Here is a 24,238-nt window from a genome sequence, read left to right as displayed (position 1 = left end):
GCAACGCCCTTGCTTACGTGGGCGTTTCCGTAATCAAAGAGGTTGGCGAAGCAGATGCGGGCGCAACCCATCTGCGGGCCTCGGCAATCAATTCGCATTTCCTGCATCGCGTACGCCGCTCCGATGGGCGGGAATATGACTGGACAGGACATAGTGCATGGACCTTGCGCGAAACATCGCCAACCCCGGAAAGCAAGTCGGGAGCATCGGCAGAAGATGACTTCTTCGAAGCTTCCGGGAAAGTGATTTGCGAAACCACGGCTTCTGCAAGGGCCTCCACAAAAAGCGGATGGCAGTTCAAGCCCGACATGACCTCGAACTGGTGAATGCCTGCATTTTCGGCCCGTTCGCGCAAATCCACATCCAGTTCGAAGGCCGTTTCTATATGATCGGTCACGAAGGCAATGGGGACCACAACAAGCGAAGCGACGCCTTCCGCACCGAGCTCCTGGACCTTATCGATCGTGCTCGGCGTCAGCCATTCCATGGGCCCCACTTTGCTCTGGAAGGAAACATGGTACGGGCGGTCATATTCACGGTGGGCCATGACCCGATCCACCGTCGAGTGAATCAGACAACAATAGGGGTCCCGCCGTTCTTTCATTTCCCGCAACGGCGTACCGTGCGCACTAAAAAGTAAATGCGTACCCGTGCGTGCGGGTCGGGGGAAACGCTGCAACGCCTCGTCTATACGTTCGGAAACAGCCTGTATATACCTCGGGTGCGCCGCATATTCGAATACCGAGGTGGTATCCCAGTCCGGAATCTCCCCCGCTTCCCTAAGCGCATGCCAGTACACAAGCGAGGCGCCTGTGGTGGTCTTGGAATACTGGGGGTACAGCGGCAGCAACACTGCCTTGGTAACCCCGTCGCGTTGCATCCTGGAAGCGGCTTCTTCGCTAAGAGGATGCCAGTAACGCATAGCCGGGTAGGTCCTGAACACGACGCCTTCCGCCCGGCCATAATCCCGCATGAGACGTTCTTCAAGCGCGTGCGCCTGCTCGCGGGTCAGACGATTGATGGGTGATCCGCCGCCGATCGCAGCGTAATCCTTGCCCACCACCTTCGAACGCCGTTTGGAGATAAGCCGGCACAGCCAGTGCCGCAGCCGCCCGCCGACAGGAATGTCGATAATGGCGGGATCCATGAAGAGATTGTACAAAAACGGCGCAATGTCCTCCCCTTTTTCCGGCCCCCCCAGGTTAAAAAGTACGACGCCCACCGTATCGCCCCGCTCGACCCTGAGCGGATCGGAAGAAAAGAACGCACCGGTCACAAGGCGGCGGTCGTAGGAATATCCTTTCAGGAATTCTCGAGGCGTCATGGAAAAAGTACGGCGTGAACACAGGGGCACCAATTATTCGGAAAAAACACCCCTGCGGTTTCGCCCGGACGTTGAAGTTTCCACTAACTCCGACAGGCGCACTTTACGGTGCATCGCCGGCGGACGACAGGGAAAGCCAGTCCCTGGGCTGTAAAAACCACTGCAAGCGAGCTTCGGGCGTACCGGGATCGGGTGTCCAGTCGTATTCCCACCGGGCCACTGGCGGCAAGCTCATCAGAATGCTTTCCGTCCGCCCGCCCGTATCTATGCCGAATTTCGTACCGCGATCATAGAGCAGATTGAATTCGACATACCGCGCCCGCCGAAGCGTCTGAAACGCCCGTTCCCGCTCGCCCCAGGATTCGTGCAGGCGACGCGCCACAATGGGGGCGTATGCATGGAGAAAGGCCGTCCCGGCCTGCTGCACAAACGCAAACGTTTCCTCCGGCGCTTCCCGCAAGCCGTCGAAGAAAATACCGCCGACACCGCGCGCTTCCCCCCTGTGCGGCAAATAGAAATACGTGTCGCACCGTTTCCTGAACGCCTCATAATCGGCCACATCGTGCGCGTCGCACACATCCTTCCAGGTCCGGTGGAAATGCTGTACATCCTTCAGGACAGGATAGTACGGCGTCAGGTCGGCGCCCCCCCCGAACCACTGATTCACCGGACGGGCAAGGTCATCGCCCAATGCGAAGTACCGGAAATTGGCGTGGACCGACGGAACATGGGGATTTTTCGGATGGAACACCAGAGAAATACCCGTAGCAAAAAAAGAGTGCGCATCCGCCCCCGATATATTCCCCAAAAGGTCTGCAAGCACCTGTTCGGAGAGTTCCCCATACACGACGGACGTATTGACGCCTGCTTTTTCGAACACAGCGCCCTCCGAAAGTACAGCCGACAAACCGCCCCCGCCTCCGGGCCGTACCCACACATCTTCCTGGAAAACGGCTTGCCCGTCCATCTCCTCGATCGCGCCGCGGATCGTACGCTGAAGCTCCTGTACGAAGGCCTGCATACGTCCGCCGACGGTTTCCCGGTTATGGATGGATGACATCGACATGAAAGAAAAAGATAGCCCGGGGTCTTTCTTCAGGGTCCTGCCGGATGCGCCGAGGCATCGGATGACGCAAGCGCCTGTGCGATTTCCCGGGCGAACAAGGTTCCCCAGGCCGGAGGAGGAGGCGTGCAGAACGTCATGCGCTCGCGGGTAACCGGATGCGCCACCGTGAGCCTGAAAGCATGCAACGCAAGATTACGTCCGTCCAGTTCCCGCAAGGCGCCATACCTGAAATCCCCCAGGATCGGATGCCCCTCCGCCGAAAATTGCACGCGAATCTGGTGTTTCCGGCCCGTTTCCAGCCGCACCGAAAGGAGGCTCAGATCATCCTGCACGCCGAGCGAGCGCCACTGCAGCCGGGCTTCTTTTCCTGAAGCATCTCCTGCGGGTACAATGCGCACGCCACCCCGCACACTGGCTGCAAGGGTGTGCCGGAGCGTACCGCTTCCCCTGCATACTCCTTCCACCAGCGCAAGATACTCCTTTTCAGGGGTCCGTTGCCGGAACTGATCCGAAAGACGAGCCGCCGCTTTCGAGGTACGGGCCAATACGACGACGCCCGAGGCAGGACGATCGAGACGATGTACAAGACCAAGAAACGCCTGACCTTTCTTCGCAAAGGTTTCCTTGAGATACCGCTTTCCGAGGCGGAGCAGATCAGGATCGTTCGTTTCGTCCTGCTGCACAAGCATGCCGGGCGGCTTGTTCACCACCAGGAGATGGTTGTCCATGTACAGGATGTGGAGATCAGGCCGCTTTGGGTCGACCGGGTTCAGGCCGGATATATTCGCATCGGATGCGTTCATTCCGGGGCACGCAGCGTTTCGGAAAATTCGTGTACGGCGTCCACGAAAATGTGGGCATGCGCCGGGTCGTGGTTGGGATGCATGCCATGGCCCAGATTGGCGATATGGCGTTGGGGGCCGAATGCCTCCAGCATGCGGCGCACTTCGGCGCGAATCGTACTGGGCTTCGCAAAAAGGACAGCAGGATCGAGATTGCCCTGCAATGACTTGCGACCTGTCTCTTTACGGGCCGCCACAGGGTCCATCGTCCAGTCCAGCCCGATCACATCGTACTCCGTATCGGCCAGAATCTTCAGGGCATGATGCGCCCCGCGGGCAAATACGATACACGGTACTTCGGGATGCGCCTGTTTGAAACGATGCGCCAGATCGCGCAAATAGGGGAGCGAAAATGTTGCAAATTCCCCGGGACCGAGAAGACCCGCCCACGAATCGAACACCTGCACGACTTGCGCTCCTGCCTCAACCTGCCGGATCAGATAGTCCGCGAGCACATCCGTAAGGGAACGCAAGAGTTCATGTGCTGCCAGAGAATACCTGTATAGCCAGGAACGGGCATGGGCAAATTGCTTGCTTCCTGCGCCCTCGACCATGTAGGCCATGAGTGTCCAGGGAGCGCCGCAGAAACCGATAAGCGGCACACGGCCGTCAAGGGCCCGCCGCACCGCAGTCAACGCATCGAACACATAGTCCAGTTCGGTCGATACGTCGGGCGCCAGCAGGCGATCCAGATCGTCCGGTTGGCGCAATGGTTCGGGAAACACGGGCCCCACCCCCTTCTCCATACGAACCTCCATACCCATGGCCTGGGGCACTACAAGAATGTCGGAGAAAATGATTGCCGCGTCCAGATCGAACCGTTCGAGCGGCTGCAAGGTGATCTCAGCGGCCAGGGCAGGGGTGCGGCACACTTCGAAAAACGGCTTTTCGGCCCGCAATGCGCGGTATTCGGGGAGATAGCGCCCGGCCTGACGCATCATCCACACGGGGGTGCGGGGCGTGTCTTCCCCGCGGGCGGCGCGCAGAAGGAGATCGTTTTGCAGAAGGGGAAAATCGCACATGGTCCGAAAGAAAGAATCCGGAACCCGGATGTTCCGCACACAACGGGTGCCGGTATAGGATACTCTGATTAAGTCCGCGAAGTTCAGAGGCTGAGAGGGATGCGCTGGCAAGGAATGACGAAGCAGTGTGGCAGGCTCCACATAATGAGGAATGACACAGCCAGCGCATCCCTCTCAGCCTCCCGAAGGGCGCTTCACGTCCGCACTGCCCCGAATCCGCAGGGTTTTACGCTGATTTCAACGATGCAATTATGGTATCCTTTACGCACGAACGTGAAGCGCTGATCGAAGCGGTTTTGGTCAGAGTATCCTATAATATTTTCGAACATTTTCAAATCGGCTCCGTTCGCTGACGTGCCCGTGCCGGCGTAGCAAACACCCCCACTTGTGTCCGTAGTTCTCAATGCCCCCCCTGCGTCGCCTGTCCCGTAACGAACTGCTGCGCAAAAGCCTTCATCTGCTGGCGCTGGCCATCCCGGCGGGTATTTATATCCTCGATAAGCCGCTTGCCCTTTTTGTACTGCTGCCCCTGTCGCTTGTCGCCATAGGCGCCGATGTGTTGCGCACGAGGTCGGAAGGCTTCGCGCGCTTCATTGCCCGTTTCTTCGGCTATATGATGCGCCCCGCCGAAGTACCGGCCATAGGCGGTAATGTGATCATTAACGGCGCGACATGGGTGGTCGTCTCCGCCACCTTGCTTCTCCTCCTCTTCCCGGTCGATGTGGTCGTTCCGGGATTTGCTTCTTTCATGGTTGCGGACGCTGCCGCCGCCATCACGGGGATACGGTTCGGACGCACGCCATGGCCGGGAACGCACCGCACGCTGGAAGGATCAATCGCCTTCGTAGTCATAGCATGGGCCGTTCTGTTGCCGTTCGGACATATCCCGGTGGGAACTGCCGCGCTGACCGCGCTGGCGGGCGCTATCGTCGAGGCCCCGAAGCTCCCCGTGAACGATAATATCCGGGTGCCTTTTGTGATGACGGCGGTGTTGTGGGTGGTGGGGTGAGGAACCGATGCGCTACCCTCCCATCTCCAGTTCCACTTCCTTCGGGTAACATACGAACGGCTTCACCACCACTTCCCCAAGCGAAGCCACCGTCGTCGCCTCGACCGTTTGGGAAAGCTCCCGGACGGCCCCTGTCCTGTCGAGCACATGGACCGAATCCCGCACATGTTCGTAGGCAAGGTGGCGCGTGTCGTCCTGGATCAGATAACATTGGGTGTTTTCTGAGGCGCAATCGGCATCGCTCAATCCCTTGCTTACGAGCCATGTTGCGATGCGGTCTGTCCATGCTTCTACCTGCTCCTGAGTAGGGAGATCGGACAGAAAAGTAACGCGAAAGAAATCCCGTTCGATAAACCGGCGGCAGAGGTCTGCCAGGATGCGGTCCGGGTGGCGCATACATGCTTTCATGCAATGCATGACATCCACATCGTCGATCCGGCAAAAATGCTCCCGGACATCTTTCCGCCGTATATCGTCGAGTGTCAGATTATTCGTCAGGAAAAAGAGCAGAGAAGGTGAGCAAAATCCGTCCAGGCTTTTCGAATCCCGCGCAAGATGTTCGCGCATCCGCCCGAAAGCGGTGCGCAGGAGCCGGTCCCCCGCGACGACGGTTTTGTGCAGGTAGACCTGCCAGTACATCAGCCGCCGGGAGATGATATAGTTTTCGATGGCGTAGATGCCCTTGGCCTCGATGACGATACGGGAATCCGGACCTCCCTCCTGCGGATGCACCCGCATGGTTTTGATGATGCGATCTACACCCACATCTCCCTCTACGACGCCTGTATAAAAGGAATCGCGCCGCAGGAAATCGAGGCGGTCCATATCCAGTTGGCTGGAAACGAGTTGGTGAAAAAAAGGACGTTCGTACGTACCGTCGAATATCTTCAGCGCCAGGTCCAAGGCGCCCTCGAAGCGTTCATTGAGCGAAACCATGAGCTCCCGGCTCATGTTTTCATGACGATAACCGTCAATAAAGGTATGTTCCAGTACATGGGAGAACGGGCCGTGTCCGATGTCGTGCAGCATCGCCGCCGCTTGTGCGGCAATGGATTCTTCGGGCGATATGGGCGTTCCCTTGTCGGCAAGATTCGAAAGGGCGTCCTGCATCAGGGCCATGGCGCCCAGTGCATGACCGAAGCGCGTATGTTCTGCGCCAGGGAACACGAGATGCCCTATACCCAGTTGGCGGATGCGTCGCAGGCGCTGCATTTCCGGCGTTCCGATCAAGTCCATGAGGATGTTCTTCGGAACGGAGATGAACCCGTGCACCGGATCGCAGAATATTTTGAATCGACTTACCATGAATTACGTGACATGATGCGTTTCGATAAGAACGCCCGGACGATCTGCCTGCTCCAAACTTCGGGACAAGTTACAACCTTGTTACATTGTCATTCCTGCGAACGGACGTGATCGTTTCACGAGGGACCCATATCGCCTGTTGCGTCGACGTGGCGCCCGACTTTGCGGTGCGGGCAAAATACGCCCTGCGGATGCTGCTGACGCCGCTCGGATTGGAGCCGCGCTGGATCTCGCCTGATGCCCTCGCCGACATGGCGCCACCCGATGCTCCGGTGTTGTATTACGGACGGCATGGGACTACGCCGCCGGATCCGCGCATAATTCCGTGTACCCATGCGCCGGGCGCCGCCGTTTTTCTTGCGGGAACGTCTCCCTTCGACGCGAAGGATGCCACCGCATGCGAGATTGAGGGGGAGTCCGTCCCGGTTTGCTTTGCCGACGAAAAAGGACGTCCGGATATCGTTGCTTCCACGTTCCTGTGGCTGAGTGGTTGGCAGGAGCAGGCGACGGAAAGACGGGATGAGCACGGGCGCGTTCCATTTGCGGATTCGCTGCCGGCCCGGTTCGACACGGCCTGCTTTCCTGTAGTGGATGCCTATCGCGTATGGTTGGCCGAACGGCTACGGGCCGGAGGCGTACCGGTCTCGCCTCGCAGATGGGCAGGCTCCGGTTGGGCGTTTTGCCCCACCCACGACGTGGATTACGGAAGGAAATGGCGACCCGGTATTCTGTACCGCGAAGGAATAGCCTATTTCGTGCAGAACCACCGAGGAGAATCCTTCCGGGAACGGTGCGGGCGTCTCGGGCGCGTAGGCCGTCAAATGCTCAAGGGAGATCCATTCCGGCGTTCGATCCGGGAAATTCCTCGCGAGGTTGTTTCGCGTGGCGGAACCGCTACGTTCTTCGTAAAAGCGGGCGCCGGTCACCCGCGTGACACAGAATATCGCCTCGGTTCGCCTTTCCTGAGAAACTGGATGGCCCGGATTTCGCAAGAAGATTTCGAGATTGGTCTGCACCCTGCGTACCGTGCTATTGACGAGCCGGATCGTTTCGGACTCGAGAAGAAACAACTGGCAAAGGTGTTGGAACAGGTGGGCACGCCTCCTCCCATATCGGTTCGGCAGCATTATCTCCGGTTCGATCCAGTGACCACGCCCCGGCTGCAGGCAGCGCACGGTTTCCGCATAGACAGCACACTGGGGTTTGCCGAACACGAAGGGTTCCGGCGCGGCACGTGTCTGCCGTTTCAATTATACGATCTCGAGGAAGACCGTCCGCTGGATGTGTGGGAAATGCCGCTCACCGCAATGGATTCCACGCTGTTCGGACATCGCGGGCTTGATCCTGAAGAGGCTATCCGGACGACATCCGGCCTGATGGAGACATGCCGCCGGTACGGGGGCGCGTTCGTGGGGCTGTGGCATCCGGTGCTGGGGGACGAAATCGATTTTCCGGGATGGGAGAGGCACTTTCTCTCAACGCTGGACGAAGCGAAGCGGGAAGGCGCATGCATCATGGGGCTGGCGCAGGTGCTGGGGAAATGGGAATGATGAAGCGTGTGCGGGATAGGTGCATTACCTAACCCCCTACCCCGCCACCTGAATATATATCTCCGGCAGGTGGCGCCCGGTTTGTTCGTAATCCATCCCGTAGCCGATAAGAAAACGATCAGGCGCCCGGAACCCTACATAATCGAGAGGAACGTGCACACGGACCGCTTCCGGCTTGTGCAGAAGCGTAGCGATACGGAGTGAAGCCGGCTCCTGCTCCCTGATGCGTTCCATGAGATAGGCCATAGTAAGTCCTGTATCCACAATGTCTTCCACCACAATGACATGGCGCCCGCTCAAATCGATACGGGCCACGCCTTCCCGTTCAATGATCTGACCGCTGGAGGTTTTCCCTTCCTCGTACGAAGACAACCTCCGAAAATCCACCTCGCAATCTATAGTAAGCACACGCAGCAAATCGGCGAGAAACATGCAGGCGCCATGCAACACGCCGATAAGCACCGGATTCTTGCCCGCGTAGTGCAAGGAAATCTCCTCTCCTATTTCAGCCACGCGGCGTCGGATCTCATCGCGGTCGATGTACACCTCGAAGCGCTCGCCCCGGCACAACACGGAAGTGTCTGAAAATCTGGAAAGATTAGACGTATCGGACATGGCCGGCTGTGTTTTTTCAGAGTTCTTGCAGAGCGCTTGCAGAAACGATCCAGGTTCACAAATTCGAACTTTTCCGGTTCCTTGTAAACCGTAACCGGACCACCTCCGAAGAATCCTCTCTCACACGCGCTTCCTCCGAAATCCGCAGCGGAAGCACCCATACAATCCGTCCTTCCGACTCGACCACATGGACGGCGCGTTTCCGGTGCGGCGGCACATGCTCGTCCGTCAAAAAATCACTGATTTTCTTGCCCCGGCGCATGCCGAGCGGTACAAACCGGTCACCCGCTTCCCACGGGCGCACCAGCAAGGGGAACCGGGCCGTCCGCGCATCAAGATACACCTCGTCGGGCGCACCGGCGGCCACATTGCCGGGAGGCGCTCCGAGCCGCTCGACGTGCAGATATCCTCCGGGAATTTCGATGGCGCCCTCCTCATCGAGACGGCATGCAGAGGCGGCTTCGACAGAGGAACCGGAGGGCGCAAAAACGATCCGGTCCCGCTCCCGCCATACCACGATATTTCCGAATACGAGCCGCCGGCCCGGCTGCCTGTCCAGAAGGTGTTCGATGCGGGCCGCGGCGCGGGCATCCGCCTCGAATCCCGGGGCCCAGCGCCGCAGGGCCTCGATAAATACGCGGCGACGCAACACCGGCGGCAAGGCAAGGATCGCAGCCTCGTCCACCACGCCTTCCCCTGTCAATGCCGCATCGAAACAGGCTTCCAGTTCATCGCGCAGCACTTCGTCCACATATTCCCGGACGAGCGCGCCCGACCGGGCAATGTTCTCCACGACCGCTTCCCCGAAATGCTGTTCGATCAGGGGAAAAATGTGCTCCCGCAGAGCGCCGCGCCGGTATTTGGGAGCGGTATTCGATGCATCCTCCCGCCACGTAAGACCTTTTGCACGGGCATACGCCGCAATGTCCCGCCGCCGCTCAGCCAGCAAGGGGCGTACTACCTGTACGGACGATCCGGGAGCAATCTCCCGCCGGGTCGGCATTCCCGCCAACCCTTCGGGTCCCGATCCCCGAAACAGGTTCAGCAGTACGGTCTCCGCCTGATCGTCGCGATGATGGCCCACAGCCACCTTTCCCCAGGAAATCTCCATGGCCGCCTCCTCGAAAACGACATAGCGAAAATCTCGCGCGGCCTGCTGCACCGAGGCCCCGGACGGCCATTCCCCATCGAATGAGCGCACGATCAGATCGATACCCTGCTCCGCGCACCAGTTCCGCACGAACGCCTCGTCCTCATCCGATGCGTCCCCGCGCAGCCGGTAGTTGACATGCACCGCTCGCACAGACATGCCCAGCCCCGCCAGCACCGAAGTGAGCACCATCGAATCCACCCCGCCGCTCAGACCGACCACCACCGGTTCGCCGGCTTCCAGCAGGGCATGCCGGCGAAGAAAAGCGTCGATACGTCGCTCGAAGGAATCCATGCCGCAAGCGCCGTCAGTGACCGAAGCGCTTCTGCAACTCCTCAATGGGGATCCGAACCACGGTGGCGCGTCCCCTCGGACATACATAGGGTTTGTCGCATGCAAAGAGCTGGTCGATCACGGAGCGCATTTCCGCAGGTGCGAGGGTAACGCCGGACCGGATGGCGCCACGCCGCGCCAGACTCCTTGCAAGCCGCTCGCCTTGCTCCGCCCCGGCCTGCTCGTTGTCACGCCGGTATTGCGCCAGAATATCTTCCAGCAAAACCTCCTTGTCGCCGGAATGTATTTCCGACGGCACGCCCCGCACCACAGCAGTCCGCCCGCTGAGCAATTCGATGTCAAAGCCGAGAGTGCTCAGATCCGGCAATAATTCCTTGAGCAGCTCAAAATCCGCAGGAGAAAACTCTACAGTGCGGGCAAACAGCAGTTGCTGGGACAGCCCCTGCCCCTGCAGGAGATGGCCAAGCGCCCGCTCGTACAGAATACGCTCGTGCGCAGCATGCTGATCGATGATCATCAGCCCCGACTGGATCTGCGTGAGAATGTAGCAGCCGTGAAGCTGCCAGAGGAGCATATCCTCGTCCCCGGGCGCCGCAGCCGGAATCGGCAGGGACGCCGCGCCGCGATACAGTTCCTCGGATTGCCGGCCTGCATCCCGTTCATTCTTTTGGTAAAGCCCTGCCGGGAACGCCCCGGAAGAAAATCCGGAAGCGCCCGCCGGACGGGTTGTTCCGGGAACGGTAAATTCCTTCGCAGGCGATTTCAGCACCCAGGGTTCGGCTGTATCGGTGGACGACGCATCCACGAGCGGCGTCAATAACATCCCGCCAAGCCCTTTCTGCACCACCCCATGGAGAAATCCGTAGACGCCCCGGTCGTCGTCGAATCGTACTTCGGCCTTTGCCGGATGTACATTGACATCGACGCGGGACGGGTCCACCGACAGGAAAACACAGAAAAACGGCCAGGCGCCTTGAGGCACGAGCCCCTCGTAGGCCGATTGAATCGCATGTCCCAGCGAACGGCTCTTCACAATGCGCCCGTTGACAAACAGGAACTGCTCGTTGCGATGCTTCTTGTGCAATTCGGGCATGCCGACAAACCCGTGCACGGTCAGGTAACTCGTCTGCTCCCCCACAGGGACGAGCATACCGGGATACTGGTCGCCGAACAATGCTCCGATGCGGGCGCGGAGCGCCTCGGCAGGCTCCCCGGACTCGGCAGGAAGCTGATGCATTTCCACATCGTCGTGAATGAGCGTGAAGGCGATGTCGGGGCGGGACAGCGCAAGCGCCTGGAACGTCTCTATGATATGACGGAGCTCCGTGGCCGGCGTTTTCAGAAAATTCCTTCGGGCAGGCACGTTGTAAAACAGATTCCGCACAGCCAGCGACGTGCCGTCGCTCATTGCGCACGGCTCCGAAGAAACAATACGTCCTCCCTCGTTGCGGATGCAGAGCCCGGCGTCGTCAACGGCCCGTTTCGTGCGTAACTCGACCTGTGCCACCGCCGCGATAGACGCAAGGGCTTCCCCCCGAAAACCGAGGGTGCGAATACAATCCAGATCTTCGGCCGCAAAGACTTTGCTCGTGGCGTGCCGCTGAAAACACGCGGCCGCATCGTGCCGGCTCATACCGCACCCGTCATCCACAATCTGAATCAATTCACTACCCGCCCTCTTCAGGATCAGCGTAATGGACCCGGCGCCGGCATCCACCGCGTTCTCCAGCAATTCCTTCACGGCCGAAGCGGGGCGTTGCACCACTTCTCCGGCAGCGATTTTGTTGGAAAGCGTCTCCGGCATCACCCGGATGCTTCCCTCGATATCCATGGCTACGTCATGCGCCATACGACAACAGAGACAACATGTAAAAAACGCGTGGTCGGAACAGGGTCAACCAAGCTGGAAATAGATAAACAGGGCCATCGCCAGCAAAATCACAAACAGAATGATTCCTGCCGGGTTTCTCCGTTTACGGCGCGAAAGGCTCTTGATGCGCATGCGATGGCGCAAGTCCTGATCCTTTTTGGGATCGTAGAATCGCGGCTCGTAGGAGAACCTGCGATGCTTTGCACGAGAACCCGGCAAAAAAATACCCATGACACGCTCCTCTGATTTCCCGATCGAATATACACAAGGCGGGGTGCCCCGTTCCGGAACGAGTGTCCACTCGTTGCACACAGCAGCCTTACCGGCATCGCTCCGAACCGGCAGGCAACTGCATAGTGCTAACAGGCCCTAAAAGACACCGGCGGCAAAGCGCAGGTACAAATACATCGCAGCCGCTACCGGAAGCATGGCGTCGAACCGGTCCAGCACGCCGCCATGCCCGGGCAACAGCGAGCCGGAATCCTTCGCACCGGCCAACCGCTTCAACCGACTGGCCGCAAGATCCCCCAACTGTCCCAACACCCCGGCGATCCCGCCCAGAAGCAGTATGTTTACCCAGGAAGTTATCTCATACACGAACAGCTGAAACAGGACCGCTGCCGCAAGCGCCCCGAACACCCCGCCAATAGCGCCGGCCCATGTTTTCTTCGGCGACACCGCAGGCGCAAGCGGATACCGTCCGAAAAGCCGCCCGGTTATAAACGCCAGGGTATCGGCAGTCCATACAATCACGAAAACGGCCAGCGTCAGATAGAATGCCGATACATCGTCCATGCCCAGCCCGTTTGCAAAACGCAGTTCGATCAAAAAGGCCCACAATACACTCGGATACACAATGCCCAGCAGTGTGGCTCCGAGGCGGCGCGTCCCCGGCGAATCGGGCCGAACGCCTCCCGGTCCTGCCACACGCGTCTCCGCCCCCTCCCGCCCCGACAATCCGGAATACAAGGGAAAGCAGGCCACCACCCCTACAACGACTGCAGCGGCCACATAAAGCGCAGGGCGCCAGGCGGCTTGCAGGACAAAAAGCGCGCCGATGAGCAAGCCGGGAATGCGATGCGGATGCAGCCCCCCCTCCTCAAGCAGGCGGTACACCTCATGCTGGCACATCAAAGCCAGACCCAATACAAGCAGGACGAACGGCCAGGAACCCAGATAAAGCAGTCCGACGATAATCGGAATGCCTACCAGTGCGGTAAGAAGACGAAGAAGGATACTTTTATACACGTGTCCCGCAAGGTATGGAAGAGGCCGGACCTGGTGCTGAATAATTTATTCACGCCGAAAACGCGGAAGCGTTTCGAAAACAGGCGCATTGCCGGTCTGACCCTGCGCTCTCCGTTCGATCGCCAGCACGAACAGAACAAACAAACATCCGCCCAGAACCACCAGATACCACGGCATATTTATGTGTTCGATATCGGTGATTTCGTGTTCCGGATGCCTTGCAATATAGGCGCCCATTACTACGGCAACGGCATTGTTCACAAAATGCACGGCGATGGCCGGCCAGATACTTCCGGTCCGCCACACGAGATACGCCATGAACACGCCCAGCGCCGCAAGCGGCAGGATTTGTGAAAAACGCAGATGATACAGGGCGAAAACAATCCCCGAAAACAGGATGCCCCCGACCACGCCGAGACCCCGCTCGGCCTGACGCTGTACATAGCCTCGGAACAGCAACTCCTCGCAGAAGGCGGGCGTAAGCGCCAGCACGACCAGGTGAAATGCGATGTTCGTGTCTACATGAAGCACCTGACGGATGAGTTCCATCTGCGAGGCCTCGAACTCCCGAATGACTTCGGGTAGAGGAAGCGCTCCATTTACGGCGCCAAGCCACTGTACGACGGGCAGAAGCGCAATAAGCGCGGCAAGCGCAGGTACCATGAAAGACGTATCGAGCCGCCGCACCCGGAGAAAAGCGAGAGGACGACGGGTGTGCATCCGCGCCAGCCACCACGCCGGCAGGCACAAGCCCAACACCTGACCGATCGTATTCGCCGTAAGCAGGATGCCGGCATGCTGTTCTATGAGCATGGACGGATCCGTCAGCAACGCATCCGTAGAAACCCCTTCTATCAGCAGAAGCACTACTACGGCAAGCGGGCTGATGATCATCTGAAAAAGGACGAAAGCCAAAACCAGGGCGGCAAAGGTCGTCCACAGCGGCGAAAAGCCGCGGCGTTCAAACAATCCGTCCAGCGGAATGGGCCTCCGCGCCCCCGGTGCGGAGGCCGGCTCCCCTTGAGATACATCCGGAGAAAGATGTTGGGGCGACTCATCCATGATTCGTACAGGTGAAAAGGTAACGATGTAAAACGGAACGGGCTGTTACGACAAGGGAACCTGGCGCCTGCCAATCGTTATCTATGGCGCAACAAATGCTTGCGCCCGTAGCTCAGTTGGATAGAGCGTTGGATTCCGGTTCCAAAGGCCGGGGGTTCGAATCCTCCCGGGCGCGCCATTTCGCCATGCTGTGCGGGGTTGTCTAACGTTTTAAGGGGTGTGGCGGGTTGCATAGCCCCCTAAAACCTCCACGTCACCACAGCGGATATCTCCGGTGTACGATACGGCCCGTATTCCGTATACCCCACCCCCATGTTCGTTTCGATGCGGTGATTGTGGAGCCGGGCCGCAATAGCCGCATCGAACGCCGCAAGCACATGATTCAGGATAAGCACTGCCGACATGCGCGAAGCGCGCCGGAGTAAGGTGTTGGCGTGGGCATGGTCGTCAGCGTAGTCCAGAAACCGGCCCTGTACGTTCGGCTTGGAACCGTTTGCGCCGGTTCGCTCGGGATCGATGGCATCGGTAAAATCTTCGCCGCTCTTCCACGCAGGGTAGTCCACCCATCCGGGCGCAAACTGAAAATATTTCCCGATCAGTTCATAATACTGCTGCTCGCCGAAATACGGGATCTCGTGCGAAAAGACCGCACCGGTCTCCGGATGCCATACCTCGCGCTCGACCGCACGCATCGCATCGAAAAACTCCCGGACAACCTGCCGATCTGCGTCCGTCCATCCGTCCGGCCTCATGAAATCGATTCCGGAGGGCGGGGAAATCACGGCGGCGCCCAGCGTCATTTCCTCGGTGCCCGCTTCAAGCCAGGCCGCGTAATCGTTCAACCAGGAAGCATACCGCACCGGATCCCAGAACCGATGGGCATACGCCTGATAGGCCCTTTCGCCATCGCGCCCCTGATCTCTCCAGGTGAAATAGGCCACCAGCAACCCGCCTTCTATCGCAACCGCCGCCGCGGAACGGATCCAGTTCCGGTTGTAGGCTTGCCCAAGCCCCGGCAGAACCGCCGACATCCCGAAAGCCAGCGACACGCTGCGTACGACGCTTTCCGAAGCTTGTCCCGGCATATCCTGGTATAGTATCCGGGATCGCAGTTGCGCCGCCGAGATGACATCCTCGTTTGCATCCTGCGCCGCCAACGAAGCCGGCCGGACCGCCACAACGGCAACGAACACAACAAAACCCATCAAAACAATGCGTTGCATAGCATCCTTATTCTGAAGGAACAGTCTGTTTAAGCCAGGGGGCGATCATGCGCTCGAACGCCGGGGCATCCTGCGCTCCCAGGACGAAATCGCGGATCACGCCATCCCGGTCGATCGCATAGGTCGTCGGGCGAATCTGAAGGGTGCGCCGGAACGGATCGGAAAGGTTTTCAAGATGTTCGTCCTGGACATACCCCGCAACCGTGCGCAACGGCAACTCGTTGTTGAAATCAACAAGCGTCGGCCGCGATTCGTCCGAAATCGTGAGCACGACCAACCCTTCATCCGCGTAGCGGTCCTGGAGCCCGTTGAGCGCCGGTAATTCTTCGAGGCAAGGCGCGCACCAGGTAGCCCACCAGTTGAGCAGGATCACCTTGCCGCGGTAATCGGACAGGTGCATCTCTTCTTCCGAAAGCAGCTCCACGAACGCAAAATCCGGAGCCGGAGCACCCAGTTCGGTATCCTCCAGCCGGGGCTCGCCGGAAAAAACGAACCCGCTTCCCGAATCGACCCGGTACGTTACATACACCAGGAGCCCGGCAGTCACAATGAGCGCCATGGACATGAGCGACCCCAGCCGCTCTACGGCGTCTGCCGGCAGCAGCGTGCCGGTCTTGCGGTACAGGAAGATCAGAAAGCCGGTCCCGGCAGCGATCATACCGGCGGCAGCGAAATAGGAAAGCGCAAAATCCATGAGCAAAAGCGGCGAAACGCGCCGTTAAAGATCAAAGTCAAAGAGAAGTCCGAAATGCCATAACAACTCGTGCCCGTACCGGATAAAGCGACTCCCGTCGACCGTAAGGAAATCCTCGTCGGGTTCGAACGTGAACGTATCCAGTCCGTAGGTTGCGCTGACAAAAAACGCAGTGGGCAGAAGGTAGAAAGAACCGAGCCCGACACGCAGTTCCATGCCGATGTCGCGCCGCATGTCTGCAGCCCTGGGCGTCCCCTCGCTCCAGGCGAGCGCCGCATCCGCGTAGATACGGCCGTATACCTTGTCGAAATAAGCGAACAGCGCCTGCTTCGACACATGAGACCATATCGGAAAATGATAGGCCACCTGCAACCATAAGGTTTCGTTGCCTCCGAGGGCGTAAAACGGATATCCCCGTGCACGCAGCAGGCCGCCTACATAGTCGTTGTAAAAATCATCCACCTCGGCCCCCAGAATGGTGCTGCCGCGCAACCGGATTCCCAGACCATGGCTTGCGGAAGCGGACAAACCCGGAAGCCGGAAGCCCGCTCGCGCATCCAGGGTAAGCCGATGGTTGCGCCCGCGTTCGTACGAGGGTACGAGGACACCGTCCTCCACGTCGAACCGCTGCAGCAAGCGGCCCGATTCGGCCTCGTAATGTACATCGGCGCGTATCCGTTGGGGCAGTACATCGCTGTGGCGATGGAGCTTTTTAGACTGGAACCGGGCGCCTGCCGTAAACGCGCGTCCGATGAAATAGCGGGAAGCCGTACCGGGTACGAAACCGTTTTCCTCTGCGGAGAAGAACCGCTCGGTCGAAACGCGATAGGGACTGTACCGGTATCCGGCCTCGAGCAGCAGGGCCTTGTTCACTTTGCTGCGGGCGTAGACATTGCCTTCCCACAGGCTGTAGGCAATATCCACGTGCGTCGTATCCGGATAACAGGCCGTACAGGGAAATTCCTCGATCCGCAACCCGTTCTCCACATTCCGGCGGATGTTATACAGTTCGATGGAAAACTGCGGCGCCCATCGTTTCGGCAGAAACCGGAAGCCGCGGTTGTATGCAATGGTGAGGAAGGCGTCGCGCTCCATTTTCAGCAGATTGGAAGGCGCCAGAAGATCGCCCGCCCCCTTCGCCTTCGTGGAACCCGGACCCACCATGATTCCCCCGAAAAACGACATCTCTTCGAGCATCTCGCGCGAATTCACATACACGCCCAGTTTGGTCGTGCGCAGGAGATGCCCCCCCACGGAGCGCTGTGGAATACGCGCGCCCAATGATCGCCCGCGCCGCGACACGTAATTGTCGATGCGCAGCACAGGGAAAAACCCGATCGGAGTAAACACATTCCGGTATTTCTCCACGCCCTCCGTCACCGCCGCTTCTTCCGTTTCCGGCTGCGCTTCCTGGCCGGCGTTCGAATCGCCCCGCGTCCTCCGCACCCGCAACACGGTCTCCCCGTCGAACGGGCGAATATCCGTATCGTCGAACGCATCGAGCATCCCCCATTGGTCCGGAAGAACCGGCGCCGGCTCCCCTTTTCCGGTAATGACAGGCGGGACATACACTGCCGGAGCCGGAATGGATACAGGGTGATCCAGCATGGCAATGTGGTAACCGTCCGCATCGTACCGCGCAAACGCCATCGCGCCGTCCGGGGCCAGATCAGGCATGAAGGCGCCCCCTGTCACATTGGTCAGCGGCTCCGGAGAAGTACTGGATATGCCCCCTCCGTCGTCGAGGCGCATCCGGTAGACGTTGAAAATGCCCGATTGGTCTGATGCGTAATACAACCAGGTTCCGGAGGCATCGAACGCAGGAGACCGTTCGTCTGCGTCCGACACCAGCACCTCCTCCGGAGTGGCGGAACTATCATCGACCGCAACCCTGTAGATATCGCGCCCGCCGCCCCGCGAAAGCGTCAGGTATATCCATGCGCCGTCCGGGCGCCAGACCGGCTCGGTTACCTGGGTGCCGTCGTCATAGTGCGTGATGCGGCGCGTTTGCCCGCTCGATACATCCAGCAGATACAGATTGGCGCTGCCGTCGGATTGTCCCAGGAAGGCGATCTGCGAACCGTCCGGGCTGTATGCGGGCGCCGCCGCGCGCAGGTTGCGGGTCAGCCGCTCCGTTTCCTTCGTTTCCGGATCGAACCGGTACAGGTCCGAAAACAGATACCCCTCCGCATTGGTTTTCGTGCGGGCATATACCAGATGATCCCCACCGGGATGCCAGCTTACGGACCCGCCCACACCGGCTTTCGCTTTCTGCGTATATCCCAGTGAGCACTCAAACTGTGCACCGCCCCCATGCCGATGCCGGTGTGCCGCCGCCGTACCGGATTGCAGGTCCAGGCCCTCCAGCCGGTACGCCTCCTCTTCTCCGGTCTCCCGATCCAGAATATACAGGGAAGAAAGATTGTAGTGCTCGCCCTTGTTCGATACATAGGCAAGGCGGCGGCCATCGGGCGAAAAACGGGGATAAAAATTGCTGAATCCTTCCGCCTCGATCAGGCGTCCTTCGACCATATGATCCCGAACGGGGCCCATGCGCTCCTCGTACTCGCGGCGGAGCGTTTCTATCCAGTCCGCATAGACGCCGGCTGCGTCAAGGCCTGTCGCATCCTTCAGGGCCTTCTCAATATTCCAGGTATTCCATTTTCCGAGCCCGGAAGTCAATCGGCGCAGTATGTCCTCCCCATACGTAGCGGCGAGATAGTGCGTGAACGCGAACCCCTGATTGTATACGAGTTCGCGCAGCAAGCTGGAATGCGAATAAAATCCCCCCATTTCGGCCAGCGTCAGTTCCTCACCGGCCAACACCCGGGTCCGCAGCACCATATCGCGGTGGGTATCCCAGTGATCGTAGTGCATGAACGCGCGCTGGTACTGCGCCGTCCCCTCCGCCAACCAGGCGGGGTTGTTGAGTGTCGGGACGGGATACGTAACAATCACGTCCGGATATCCGTACAATACGTCAGGCCTCTTTACGTCCTCGTAATCCAGATACTGGAAATACAGGAACGGAAACCGGCGGCCCGCTTTCATCGCCGCCTGCAACTGCACTATGTGCGTAAACTCGTGTGTGATCACGTTGCGCAGCCAGTTGTGGTCGCCGCGAAGCGGGGAGTCCAGTGCAGGCGCCCATATCTCGATCTTGTTGTCAAAGAAATAGGCGGCGCCGTTGGAATAATCCTCAAAATCCTTGAGCACGAAGGTTACCTTGCCGTCGGGCTCATACTGGTACAACGAAGTGATCGGGGCATATATTTCTTCGGCAATGCGGGCAACGACCCGTGCCGTCCGGCTGCTTCCGTTATCCGCCCCGTCATGATGGAAAACCACCTGGAAATGCTCGGTTTCGAAGAGGTACCAATCCAGCCCCGGACGAGTGAAATCGTATAAATCCACGATATTTTGCGCCTGAACCGCCGGAGCTCCGCCCACGAGAGGCATACCGGCCAGCACGACCGCAAAGAGCATCCGCGCCGACGCCAAACGCCCGGCAACCCGGCGCCAGACCCCCTGCCCCCTGTCGTATGTATGTAGCCCGGTCATTATTTTATCGAATAACCATCTTACCGAATAACCGCCATCTTGATGAGTTTGGTGGCGCGGGTCCCGTCCGCCGCCTTTGCCGTGAAGCGCGCGAAATACAGACCGCTCTGCACGTCGGCCTGCCAAACCGTTTCCGTGGGCACGCCCCCCACGATGCTGCCCATGTCCACATCGCCTACCTGAGCGCCGCCCGCGTCCAGAATCGTCACGCGCACCTGGGCGTCGCGGGACGTCCGGATGCGCAAGTGTGTGATGCCGTCTTCTATCGGATTGGGCCAGTTATAGGTCTCTTTCGAATCGATCAATCCATCCGGTACAAACGGATCGGCCTGCTCTTCGAGCGCTGAAAAACTGCTTTGGGCGCCGGAACCGTACAATTCCCCCCACCAGATTTCCGGGATGGGAGGCAATTGCCATGCTTTTGCAAAGCCGGTCGCAGACACGGCGATGACGCGATTATCCAGAAGCAACGGCGTGGTATACACAGCACCCCCCGCTTCAAGAGGGAACGGCGCTGCCGTCCTGCCACCGGGTTCGACAGCGTATAGATATCCATCCGTTCCGGCGGCAAGTATCGTCCAGCCTTCAGCCCCTTCGAACCGGAATACGAGCGGCTGGACGGCAATGCGGGCCGGAAGCATCACCGGAAATCCGGCCGCCAATGCCCCGGATTGCGTAAATGCGAAGATTGTGGAATCCATCGCCGCAAGCACATCGAGCCGGTTGTCCCCATCCACATCCACGAGTACCGGGTAGTTCGAAAGCACGCCTTCACCGACCCTCCCGGCGGACGCGGCCACCGCTCGTACGTCGATCCGGCGCGTTACCCCGCCCGGCGCAAGCAGCAGCAACTCCCCTGTTCCGGTGAGCGGAAGCACCGCCATGCTGCCGGCGCGCTCCCTGCCTATCGCCGGACTCCCGACGCCGGAAGCAGCGTCTACCGTATACCTCCAGGCCGTCCCGTCGATCTCGACGCCCCCGGTTTCAAAGACCACAGGCGCCGCAGCGCCTGCCGGACCGTGCCATGCGGCCAACCCCAACGCTCCCCCGGACTTACCAGGGATAACCCGGGCGCCGGATGCAGAGGCCTGCACATGCACCCCACCCGTTTCCCCTTCAAGAAGCACATGCCATGCATCTCCGTTTCCCGCCGGTATATGCACGATTGGAGAAATCGGCCGCCCCGCCCCCGCCTCGGGAGGAATTTCCCAAACGGCTTCGGGGGCATCCAGCGAGCCCCCAAGGTCCCGTACCACGATGGCGCAGCGTTCGGCGCCGGCATCCGTCCTGCATTCGAACGTAGCCATGCGGTTATCAGGAGCCACGGCAGGGGATGCCGCCGTAGCAACACGCCCTGTCAACACGGTTCGCCCTCGGGTTGCAACGGCCACGCTATCCCGCCCGTACAGCAGCAGGTGGTCTCCCGCTTTCGACACTTTGGACCCGGCGGGAAGCGACATGAGGGCCCCGTGCAACGCCTGCAGTTCCGGGGCATCTACCGGGAGGGCCCCGCCCACGGTCTCCCGCCGGTAATCGAACGACATCTCTGCACCGGGCTCGGAAAATGCATCCAGCACAATGAAACTGGGTCCGCCGGCATTCGTCTCGCTGCCCGGATATGTGTCCGGGCCGAAGCGGTTCCGGTACAATGGCGGCCCGCCGTCGGGGCCAAACGGATTCCCTTCGTAGAAAAAGTCAAAAGGCGTGCCCAAATGCCGCCGGTGTCCGAATAAACCCTCCGACGGATAGCCGATGTCCTGCGGGCCATCCGCTTCTTCAAGATCGATGGCGCGCTCCTCCCCCACATTGACGGCATAATCCGCCAGTCCGGCCCACAATCGCCGCTCATCCACATGCCAGATCAATAGCCCCCCGTTCAACTCAATTTCTTCGTCCTCACTATCCACACCGCCTGGAAGCGCCCAATCGTACCCGTCCGCTCCCACCACTACACCCCCGACAAAGCCGGTCGTTGTCACGCTGTTGAAGAGCGAATCGCCGTTGTCCACGCGCTGTTCGACAATTTGCCCGTCTTTAAAAACGCGCAGCGTCAGGCCATCCCCTTCCGGATCCCGGTAACGGTTCTCGACCAGAAAATATTCGGTGTCCGAAACGAGCACGCGAGCCGATTCGGAAACATCCGGGGCCGAAACGGCGCGAAGCCGGACGGTCCGCGGGCCGTCCCCGGTAAGTTCCACCGGATCCGTCCAGCCCAGAAAATACTTCGTCCATGCCATGGGCTCGGGCGGGAGAAGCCCGCTGTATGCAAAAATTCCCTGCGCATCCATCAGGCCGAACGGCCCGATGGCGCTTTGCCCGTTCTCGGTATCGAACAGGTCCGGCACACCCAGAAAATTGAAAAAACTGGCCGCAAGCAGGCCATTGATGGAAAGTTCAAGCAGATACCGCTCCCCGCTGAAGGGGTCCGTGCCTGGCCGGGTTTCGGTGCGTGGAACGATCATGGAATGATCGACAGGAAATCCGTGAAATGTCGCTCCCCCGGCGCCGAGCCTGCTCAGCGTTTCCGCATCGAAAAAGATCGAGGGTAAATCTTCCGGGGTCCGGTCCAGCGAGGTACCGGAAAGCTCCGTATCCCGCCCCACGCCGGCATGAAACAGGAGCAGCGCCGTACGTCCGGGTACAAACCCGCTCATATCGAAGGCAATGTCCGCCTCGGCAAGCGTCCAGGCATCATGCACCAGGCGGGCCAGCTTCGCCCGCTCCATGTCGCTGTCGGCATCGAGGCCTGTGGGCGCATAGGCTCCTATCGACCTGGGAAGCTGCACCACGCCGGGTACAAGATGCGTGCGTACTGCCGTTTTGCCATCGGAAACACGCGCCACGTAATCTTCCAGAAAAGCAAGGTGCGCCTCAAAGTAGGCGGCGTTATGGGGCAACGGATCGATCAGCGGCTCGATTCCATGGTACGGATCGCCTGCAAACGTTCCGTCACCGGTCGAAAAACGGGTCGTATCGGGTTGGAACTCGACGCGGAGCGCCACCACGTCATACGCAGGCGCTGCAGGCTTGCGGAGCGGGCCGGAATGAATCTGCGCATGCCCCGGCGCCGACCATCCGACTGCCGCCCAAACAAGTGCAGGCAAAAGGAGGAGCCGCATCGCATCGCCACCGATCATGCACATCCTCGCCATATACGGCTCATGAAAAAGCGGATGCGGAGAGTACTTAGCGCAGGAAATTCAGGAGGAGAGAAAACCGCATCGTGTTCGCCAGCGGGTGATTCTCCTCCAGGGCATAGATGTACGAAAAGTCGGCCCCGATGATGTTCCACCGGACCCCCGAACCGAACGTCAGGAACTTCCTGTTACCGAAATTCGGGTTTTCATAAAAATACCCGGCGCGAATGGCGAACAGGTCCCGGTACCAGTATTCGAAACCTGTGCCTATGGTCATCTGATTGAATGCATTGAGTGTCTCGTAGGTGGCATCTTCCTCACTATTTGCTGCACCGATCCGTACATCAATGGGCTGCCAGCCGGAAAAAATCGCTTTGTAGAACGGATCTGCTTCCCGGGTGGAAGAGCCGGGTGTGTCGTCCTCCGATATATTGACGCGAATCAGCATTTTGTTGAAATCCTGTGCAAGCGTCAGTTTGTTATACTCGTCGAAATTGAACGTAACGGCATACCCGAACCTGAGATTCTGGGGAATGGGGTCGGCCTGTCCCTGATCCGAATACTGGATCTGCGGACCCATATTGGCGAGATTGAATCCAAGATCAACCCCCACCTCCGTATTACCGGCCTGGAAACGCGGCACGCTGTACAGACCCGCAATATCGAAGCCGATCGTTACCCCGGCGCGCGTTTCCTGCGCCCCCACGGTCTGTCCCGGCGCAAGATTCGAATAGATCATGCGGATGCCCGTGCCCAGAGCCAGATTCTCCAACACATTCGTCCCGTAGGAAGCGCCCGCCGCCAGATCGTACGACTTGAACGTGCCTGTGGGATTGTTTTGGGCGTCCCGCCCTTCATGCTCGCCAAGAAACAGGTAGGTCAGATGGGCCCCGAACGTGCCGATACGGTCTACCCGATGCTTACCTCCCAAATAACTGTAGCTAAGATCTGCATTAAACTCCGGAAGCCACTGGGAATAGGTTAGCGAAACTTCTGTGCCATCCTGCCGGGCCAAACCTGCCGGATTCCAGAAGATCGCGTAGGCATTGTTTGCAACGGCAACGCCTGCATTTCCCATGCCTGCCGAACGGCTATCCGGCTCGATCTGCAGAAAAACCACGGCGGCCCCGCCGGCCTGCGCATGAGCCGCCTGGCTGGCAAAGGTTGCAAAAAATACGGTGAGAATAGCCGCGGCAAGAAATCTTCGGCTCATGGCAATGTACCTGCTGCTTTCGTTGAATGGTTGCATGATTCGTTCTCAAGGAG

18 protein-coding genes and 1 tRNA gene are annotated in these 24,238 nt (G+C 59.4%); 3 read left to right on the top strand and 16 right to left on the bottom strand.

Features of this window, described 5'->3' with window-relative positions; translation table 11 throughout:
* Positions 1–13 precede the first annotated feature (13 nt).
* From hemH to hemE, 4 genes are all read right to left on the bottom strand, one after another.
* Positions 14–1,324, bottom strand: a complete 1,311-nt coding sequence (gene hemH, locus F4Y00_01055; protein MYE03554.1) for a ferrochelatase — start codon at positions 1,322–1,324, stop codon at positions 14–16.
* Positions 1,325–1,427: 103 nt separating this feature from the next.
* Complete coding sequence (hemF, locus tag F4Y00_01050; GenBank protein ID MYE03553.1) at positions 1,428–2,384, bottom strand: oxygen-dependent coproporphyrinogen oxidase; 957 nt, start codon at positions 2,382–2,384, stop codon at positions 1,428–1,430.
* Between the two features lie 35 nt (positions 2,385–2,419).
* Positions 2,420–3,193, bottom strand: coding sequence for an RluA family pseudouridine synthase (locus F4Y00_01045; GenBank protein ID MYE03552.1), 774 nt, complete (start codon positions 3,191–3,193; stop codon positions 2,420–2,422).
* Positions 3,190–4,254: a uroporphyrinogen decarboxylase gene (gene hemE, locus F4Y00_01040; protein MYE03551.1), complete on the bottom strand. Its 1,065-nt coding sequence runs from the start codon at positions 4,252–4,254 to the stop codon at positions 3,190–3,192. Before hemE ends, F4Y00_01045 begins: the two co-directional genes overlap by 4 nt.
* Positions 4,255–4,657: 403 nt before the next feature.
* On the opposite strand from hemE, the gene F4Y00_01035 reads away from it, so the two are divergent.
* Positions 4,658–5,263 (top strand): phosphatidate cytidylyltransferase, encoded by a 606-nt coding sequence (locus F4Y00_01035; protein MYE03550.1) that lies wholly within the window; start codon positions 4,658–4,660, stop codon positions 5,261–5,263.
* A gap of 12 nt (positions 5,264–5,275) precedes the next feature.
* Here F4Y00_01035 and F4Y00_01030 read toward each other — a convergent pair whose 3' ends face one another.
* The gene (locus F4Y00_01030; protein MYE03549.1) at positions 5,276–6,568 is read right to left on the bottom strand and encodes an HD domain-containing protein; all 1,293 of its coding nucleotides are present in this window, start codon (positions 6,566–6,568) and stop codon (positions 5,276–5,278) included.
* 107 nt (positions 6,569–6,675) lie between these two features.
* Between F4Y00_01030 and F4Y00_01025 the strand changes: the two genes are divergently transcribed.
* Positions 6,676–8,118 (top strand): hypothetical protein, encoded by a 1,443-nt coding sequence (locus F4Y00_01025; protein ID MYE03548.1) that lies wholly within the window; start codon positions 6,676–6,678, stop codon positions 8,116–8,118.
* Positions 8,119–8,154: 36 nt separating this feature from the next.
* On the opposite strand, the gene hpt is transcribed toward F4Y00_01025, so the two are convergent.
* The 6 genes from hpt to F4Y00_00995 form a co-directional block, all read right to left on the bottom strand.
* Positions 8,155–8,733, bottom strand: a complete 579-nt coding sequence (gene hpt / locus F4Y00_01020; protein MYE03547.1) for a hypoxanthine phosphoribosyltransferase — start codon at positions 8,731–8,733, stop codon at positions 8,155–8,157.
* A 55-nt stretch (positions 8,734–8,788) separates the two neighbouring features.
* Positions 8,789–10,264, bottom strand: a complete 1,476-nt coding sequence (gene tilS / locus F4Y00_01015; protein ID MYE03546.1) for a tRNA lysidine(34) synthetase TilS — start codon at positions 10,262–10,264, stop codon at positions 8,789–8,791.
* Positions 10,191–11,981 carry a DNA mismatch repair endonuclease MutL gene (gene mutL, locus F4Y00_01010; GenBank protein ID MYE03545.1) on the bottom strand — a complete coding sequence of 597 codons (1,791 nt, stop codon included), beginning with the start codon at positions 11,979–11,981 and terminating at the stop codon, positions 10,191–10,193. The genes tilS and mutL overlap by 74 nt, the downstream gene beginning before the upstream one ends.
* 90 nt (positions 11,982–12,071) lie before the next feature.
* Positions 12,072–12,278 carry a hypothetical protein gene (locus F4Y00_01005; GenBank protein ID MYE03544.1) on the bottom strand — a complete coding sequence of 69 codons (207 nt, stop codon included), beginning with the start codon at positions 12,276–12,278 and terminating at the stop codon, positions 12,072–12,074.
* 138 nt (positions 12,279–12,416) lie between these two features.
* Entirely contained in the window at positions 12,417–13,340 is a 924-nt protein-coding gene (locus F4Y00_01000; protein MYE03543.1) for a phosphatidate cytidylyltransferase, read from the bottom strand.
* Entirely contained in the window at positions 13,341–14,357 is a 1,017-nt protein-coding gene (locus tag F4Y00_00995; protein MYE03542.1) for a CPBP family intramembrane metalloprotease, read from the bottom strand. It abuts the gene before it with no gap.
* Positions 14,358–14,458: 101 nt separating this feature from the next.
* On the opposite strand from F4Y00_00995, the gene F4Y00_00990 reads away from it, so the two are divergent.
* Positions 14,459–14,535: transfer RNA gene (locus F4Y00_00990), tRNA-Arg, on the top strand.
* A 61-nt stretch (positions 14,536–14,596) separates the two neighbouring features.
* Here the strand turns inward: F4Y00_00990 and F4Y00_00985 are convergent.
* From F4Y00_00985 to porV, 5 genes are read right to left on the bottom strand one after another with little or no spacing between them, the layout of a single operon-like run.
* Positions 14,597–15,580, bottom strand: coding sequence for a hypothetical protein (locus tag F4Y00_00985; protein MYE03541.1), 984 nt, complete (start codon positions 15,578–15,580; stop codon positions 14,597–14,599).
* Between the two features lie 7 nt (positions 15,581–15,587).
* The gene (locus F4Y00_00980) at positions 15,588–16,274 is read right to left on the bottom strand and encodes a TlpA family protein disulfide reductase (protein MYE03540.1); all 687 of its coding nucleotides are present in this window, start codon (positions 16,272–16,274) and stop codon (positions 15,588–15,590) included.
* 24 nt (positions 16,275–16,298) lie between these two features.
* The gene (locus F4Y00_00975) at positions 16,299–19,835 is read right to left on the bottom strand and encodes a hypothetical protein (protein MYE03539.1); all 3,537 of its coding nucleotides are present in this window, start codon (positions 19,833–19,835) and stop codon (positions 16,299–16,301) included.
* Positions 19,836–19,855: 20 nt separating this feature from the next.
* Complete coding sequence (locus tag F4Y00_00970) at positions 19,856–22,987, bottom strand: hypothetical protein (GenBank protein ID MYE03538.1); 3,132 nt, start codon at positions 22,985–22,987, stop codon at positions 19,856–19,858.
* A 34-nt stretch (positions 22,988–23,021) separates the two neighbouring features.
* On the bottom strand, positions 23,022–24,185 hold the full coding sequence (gene porV, locus F4Y00_00965; GenBank protein MYE03537.1) for a type IX secretion system outer membrane channel protein PorV: 1,164 nt from the start codon (positions 24,183–24,185) through the stop codon (positions 23,022–23,024).
* Positions 24,186–24,238 lie beyond the last annotated feature (53 nt).

It is taken from the genome of Bacteroidetes bacterium SB0662_bin_6 (genome assembly GCA_009839485.1).
Classification (GTDB): Bacteria; Bacteroidota; Rhodothermia; order Rhodothermales; family VXPQ01; genus VXPQ01.
Note: the sequence above shows the minus strand (reverse complement) of the source record. Positions and strands in the feature narration are given on the sequence as shown.

Bases quoted from the DNA above. Each gene is read 5' to 3' on its own strand.
- F4Y00_01035 (MYE03550.1), top strand. From the start codon at position 4,658: ATGCCCCCCCTGCGTCGCCTGTCCCGTAACGAACTGCTGCGCAAAAGC.
- F4Y00_00970 (MYE03538.1), bottom strand. From the start codon at position 22,987: ATGGCGAGGATGTGCATGATCGGTGGCGATGCGATGCGGCTCCTCCTT.
- F4Y00_01030 (MYE03549.1), bottom strand. From the start codon at position 6,568: ATGGTAAGTCGATTCAAAATATTCTGCGATCCGGTGCACGGGTTCATC.
- hpt (MYE03547.1), bottom strand. From the start codon at position 8,733: ATGTCCGATACGTCTAATCTTTCCAGATTTTCAGACACTTCCGTGTTG.
- hemF (MYE03553.1), bottom strand. From the start codon at position 2,384: ATGTCATCCATCCATAACCGGGAAACCGTCGGCGGACGTATGCAGGCC.
- F4Y00_00985 (MYE03541.1), bottom strand. From the start codon at position 15,580: ATGCAACGCATTGTTTTGATGGGTTTTGTTGTGTTCGTTGCCGTTGTG.
- F4Y00_00980 (MYE03540.1), bottom strand. From the start codon at position 16,274: ATGGATTTTGCGCTTTCCTATTTCGCTGCCGCCGGTATGATCGCTGCC.
- hemE (MYE03551.1), bottom strand. From the start codon at position 4,254: ATGTGCGATTTTCCCCTTCTGCAAAACGATCTCCTTCTGCGCGCCGCC.
- porV (MYE03537.1), bottom strand. From the start codon at position 24,185: ATGAGCCGAAGATTTCTTGCCGCGGCTATTCTCACCGTATTTTTTGCA.
- F4Y00_00995 (MYE03542.1), bottom strand. From the start codon at position 14,357: ATGGATGAGTCGCCCCAACATCTTTCTCCGGATGTATCTCAAGGGGAG.
- hemH (MYE03554.1), bottom strand. From the start codon at position 1,324: ATGACGCCTCGAGAATTCCTGAAAGGATATTCCTACGACCGCCGCCTT.
- tilS (MYE03546.1), bottom strand. From the start codon at position 10,264: ATGTATGTCCGAGGGGACGCGCCACCGTGGTTCGGATCCCCATTGAGG.
- F4Y00_01005 (MYE03544.1), bottom strand. From the start codon at position 12,278: ATGGGTATTTTTTTGCCGGGTTCTCGTGCAAAGCATCGCAGGTTCTCC.
- mutL (MYE03545.1), bottom strand. From the start codon at position 11,981: ATGCCGGAGACGCTTTCCAACAAAATCGCTGCCGGAGAAGTGGTGCAA.
- F4Y00_00975 (MYE03539.1), bottom strand. From the start codon at position 19,835: ATGACCGGGCTACATACATACGACAGGGGGCAGGGGGTCTGGCGCCGG.
- F4Y00_01045 (MYE03552.1), bottom strand. From the start codon at position 3,193: ATGAACGCATCCGATGCGAATATATCCGGCCTGAACCCGGTCGACCCA.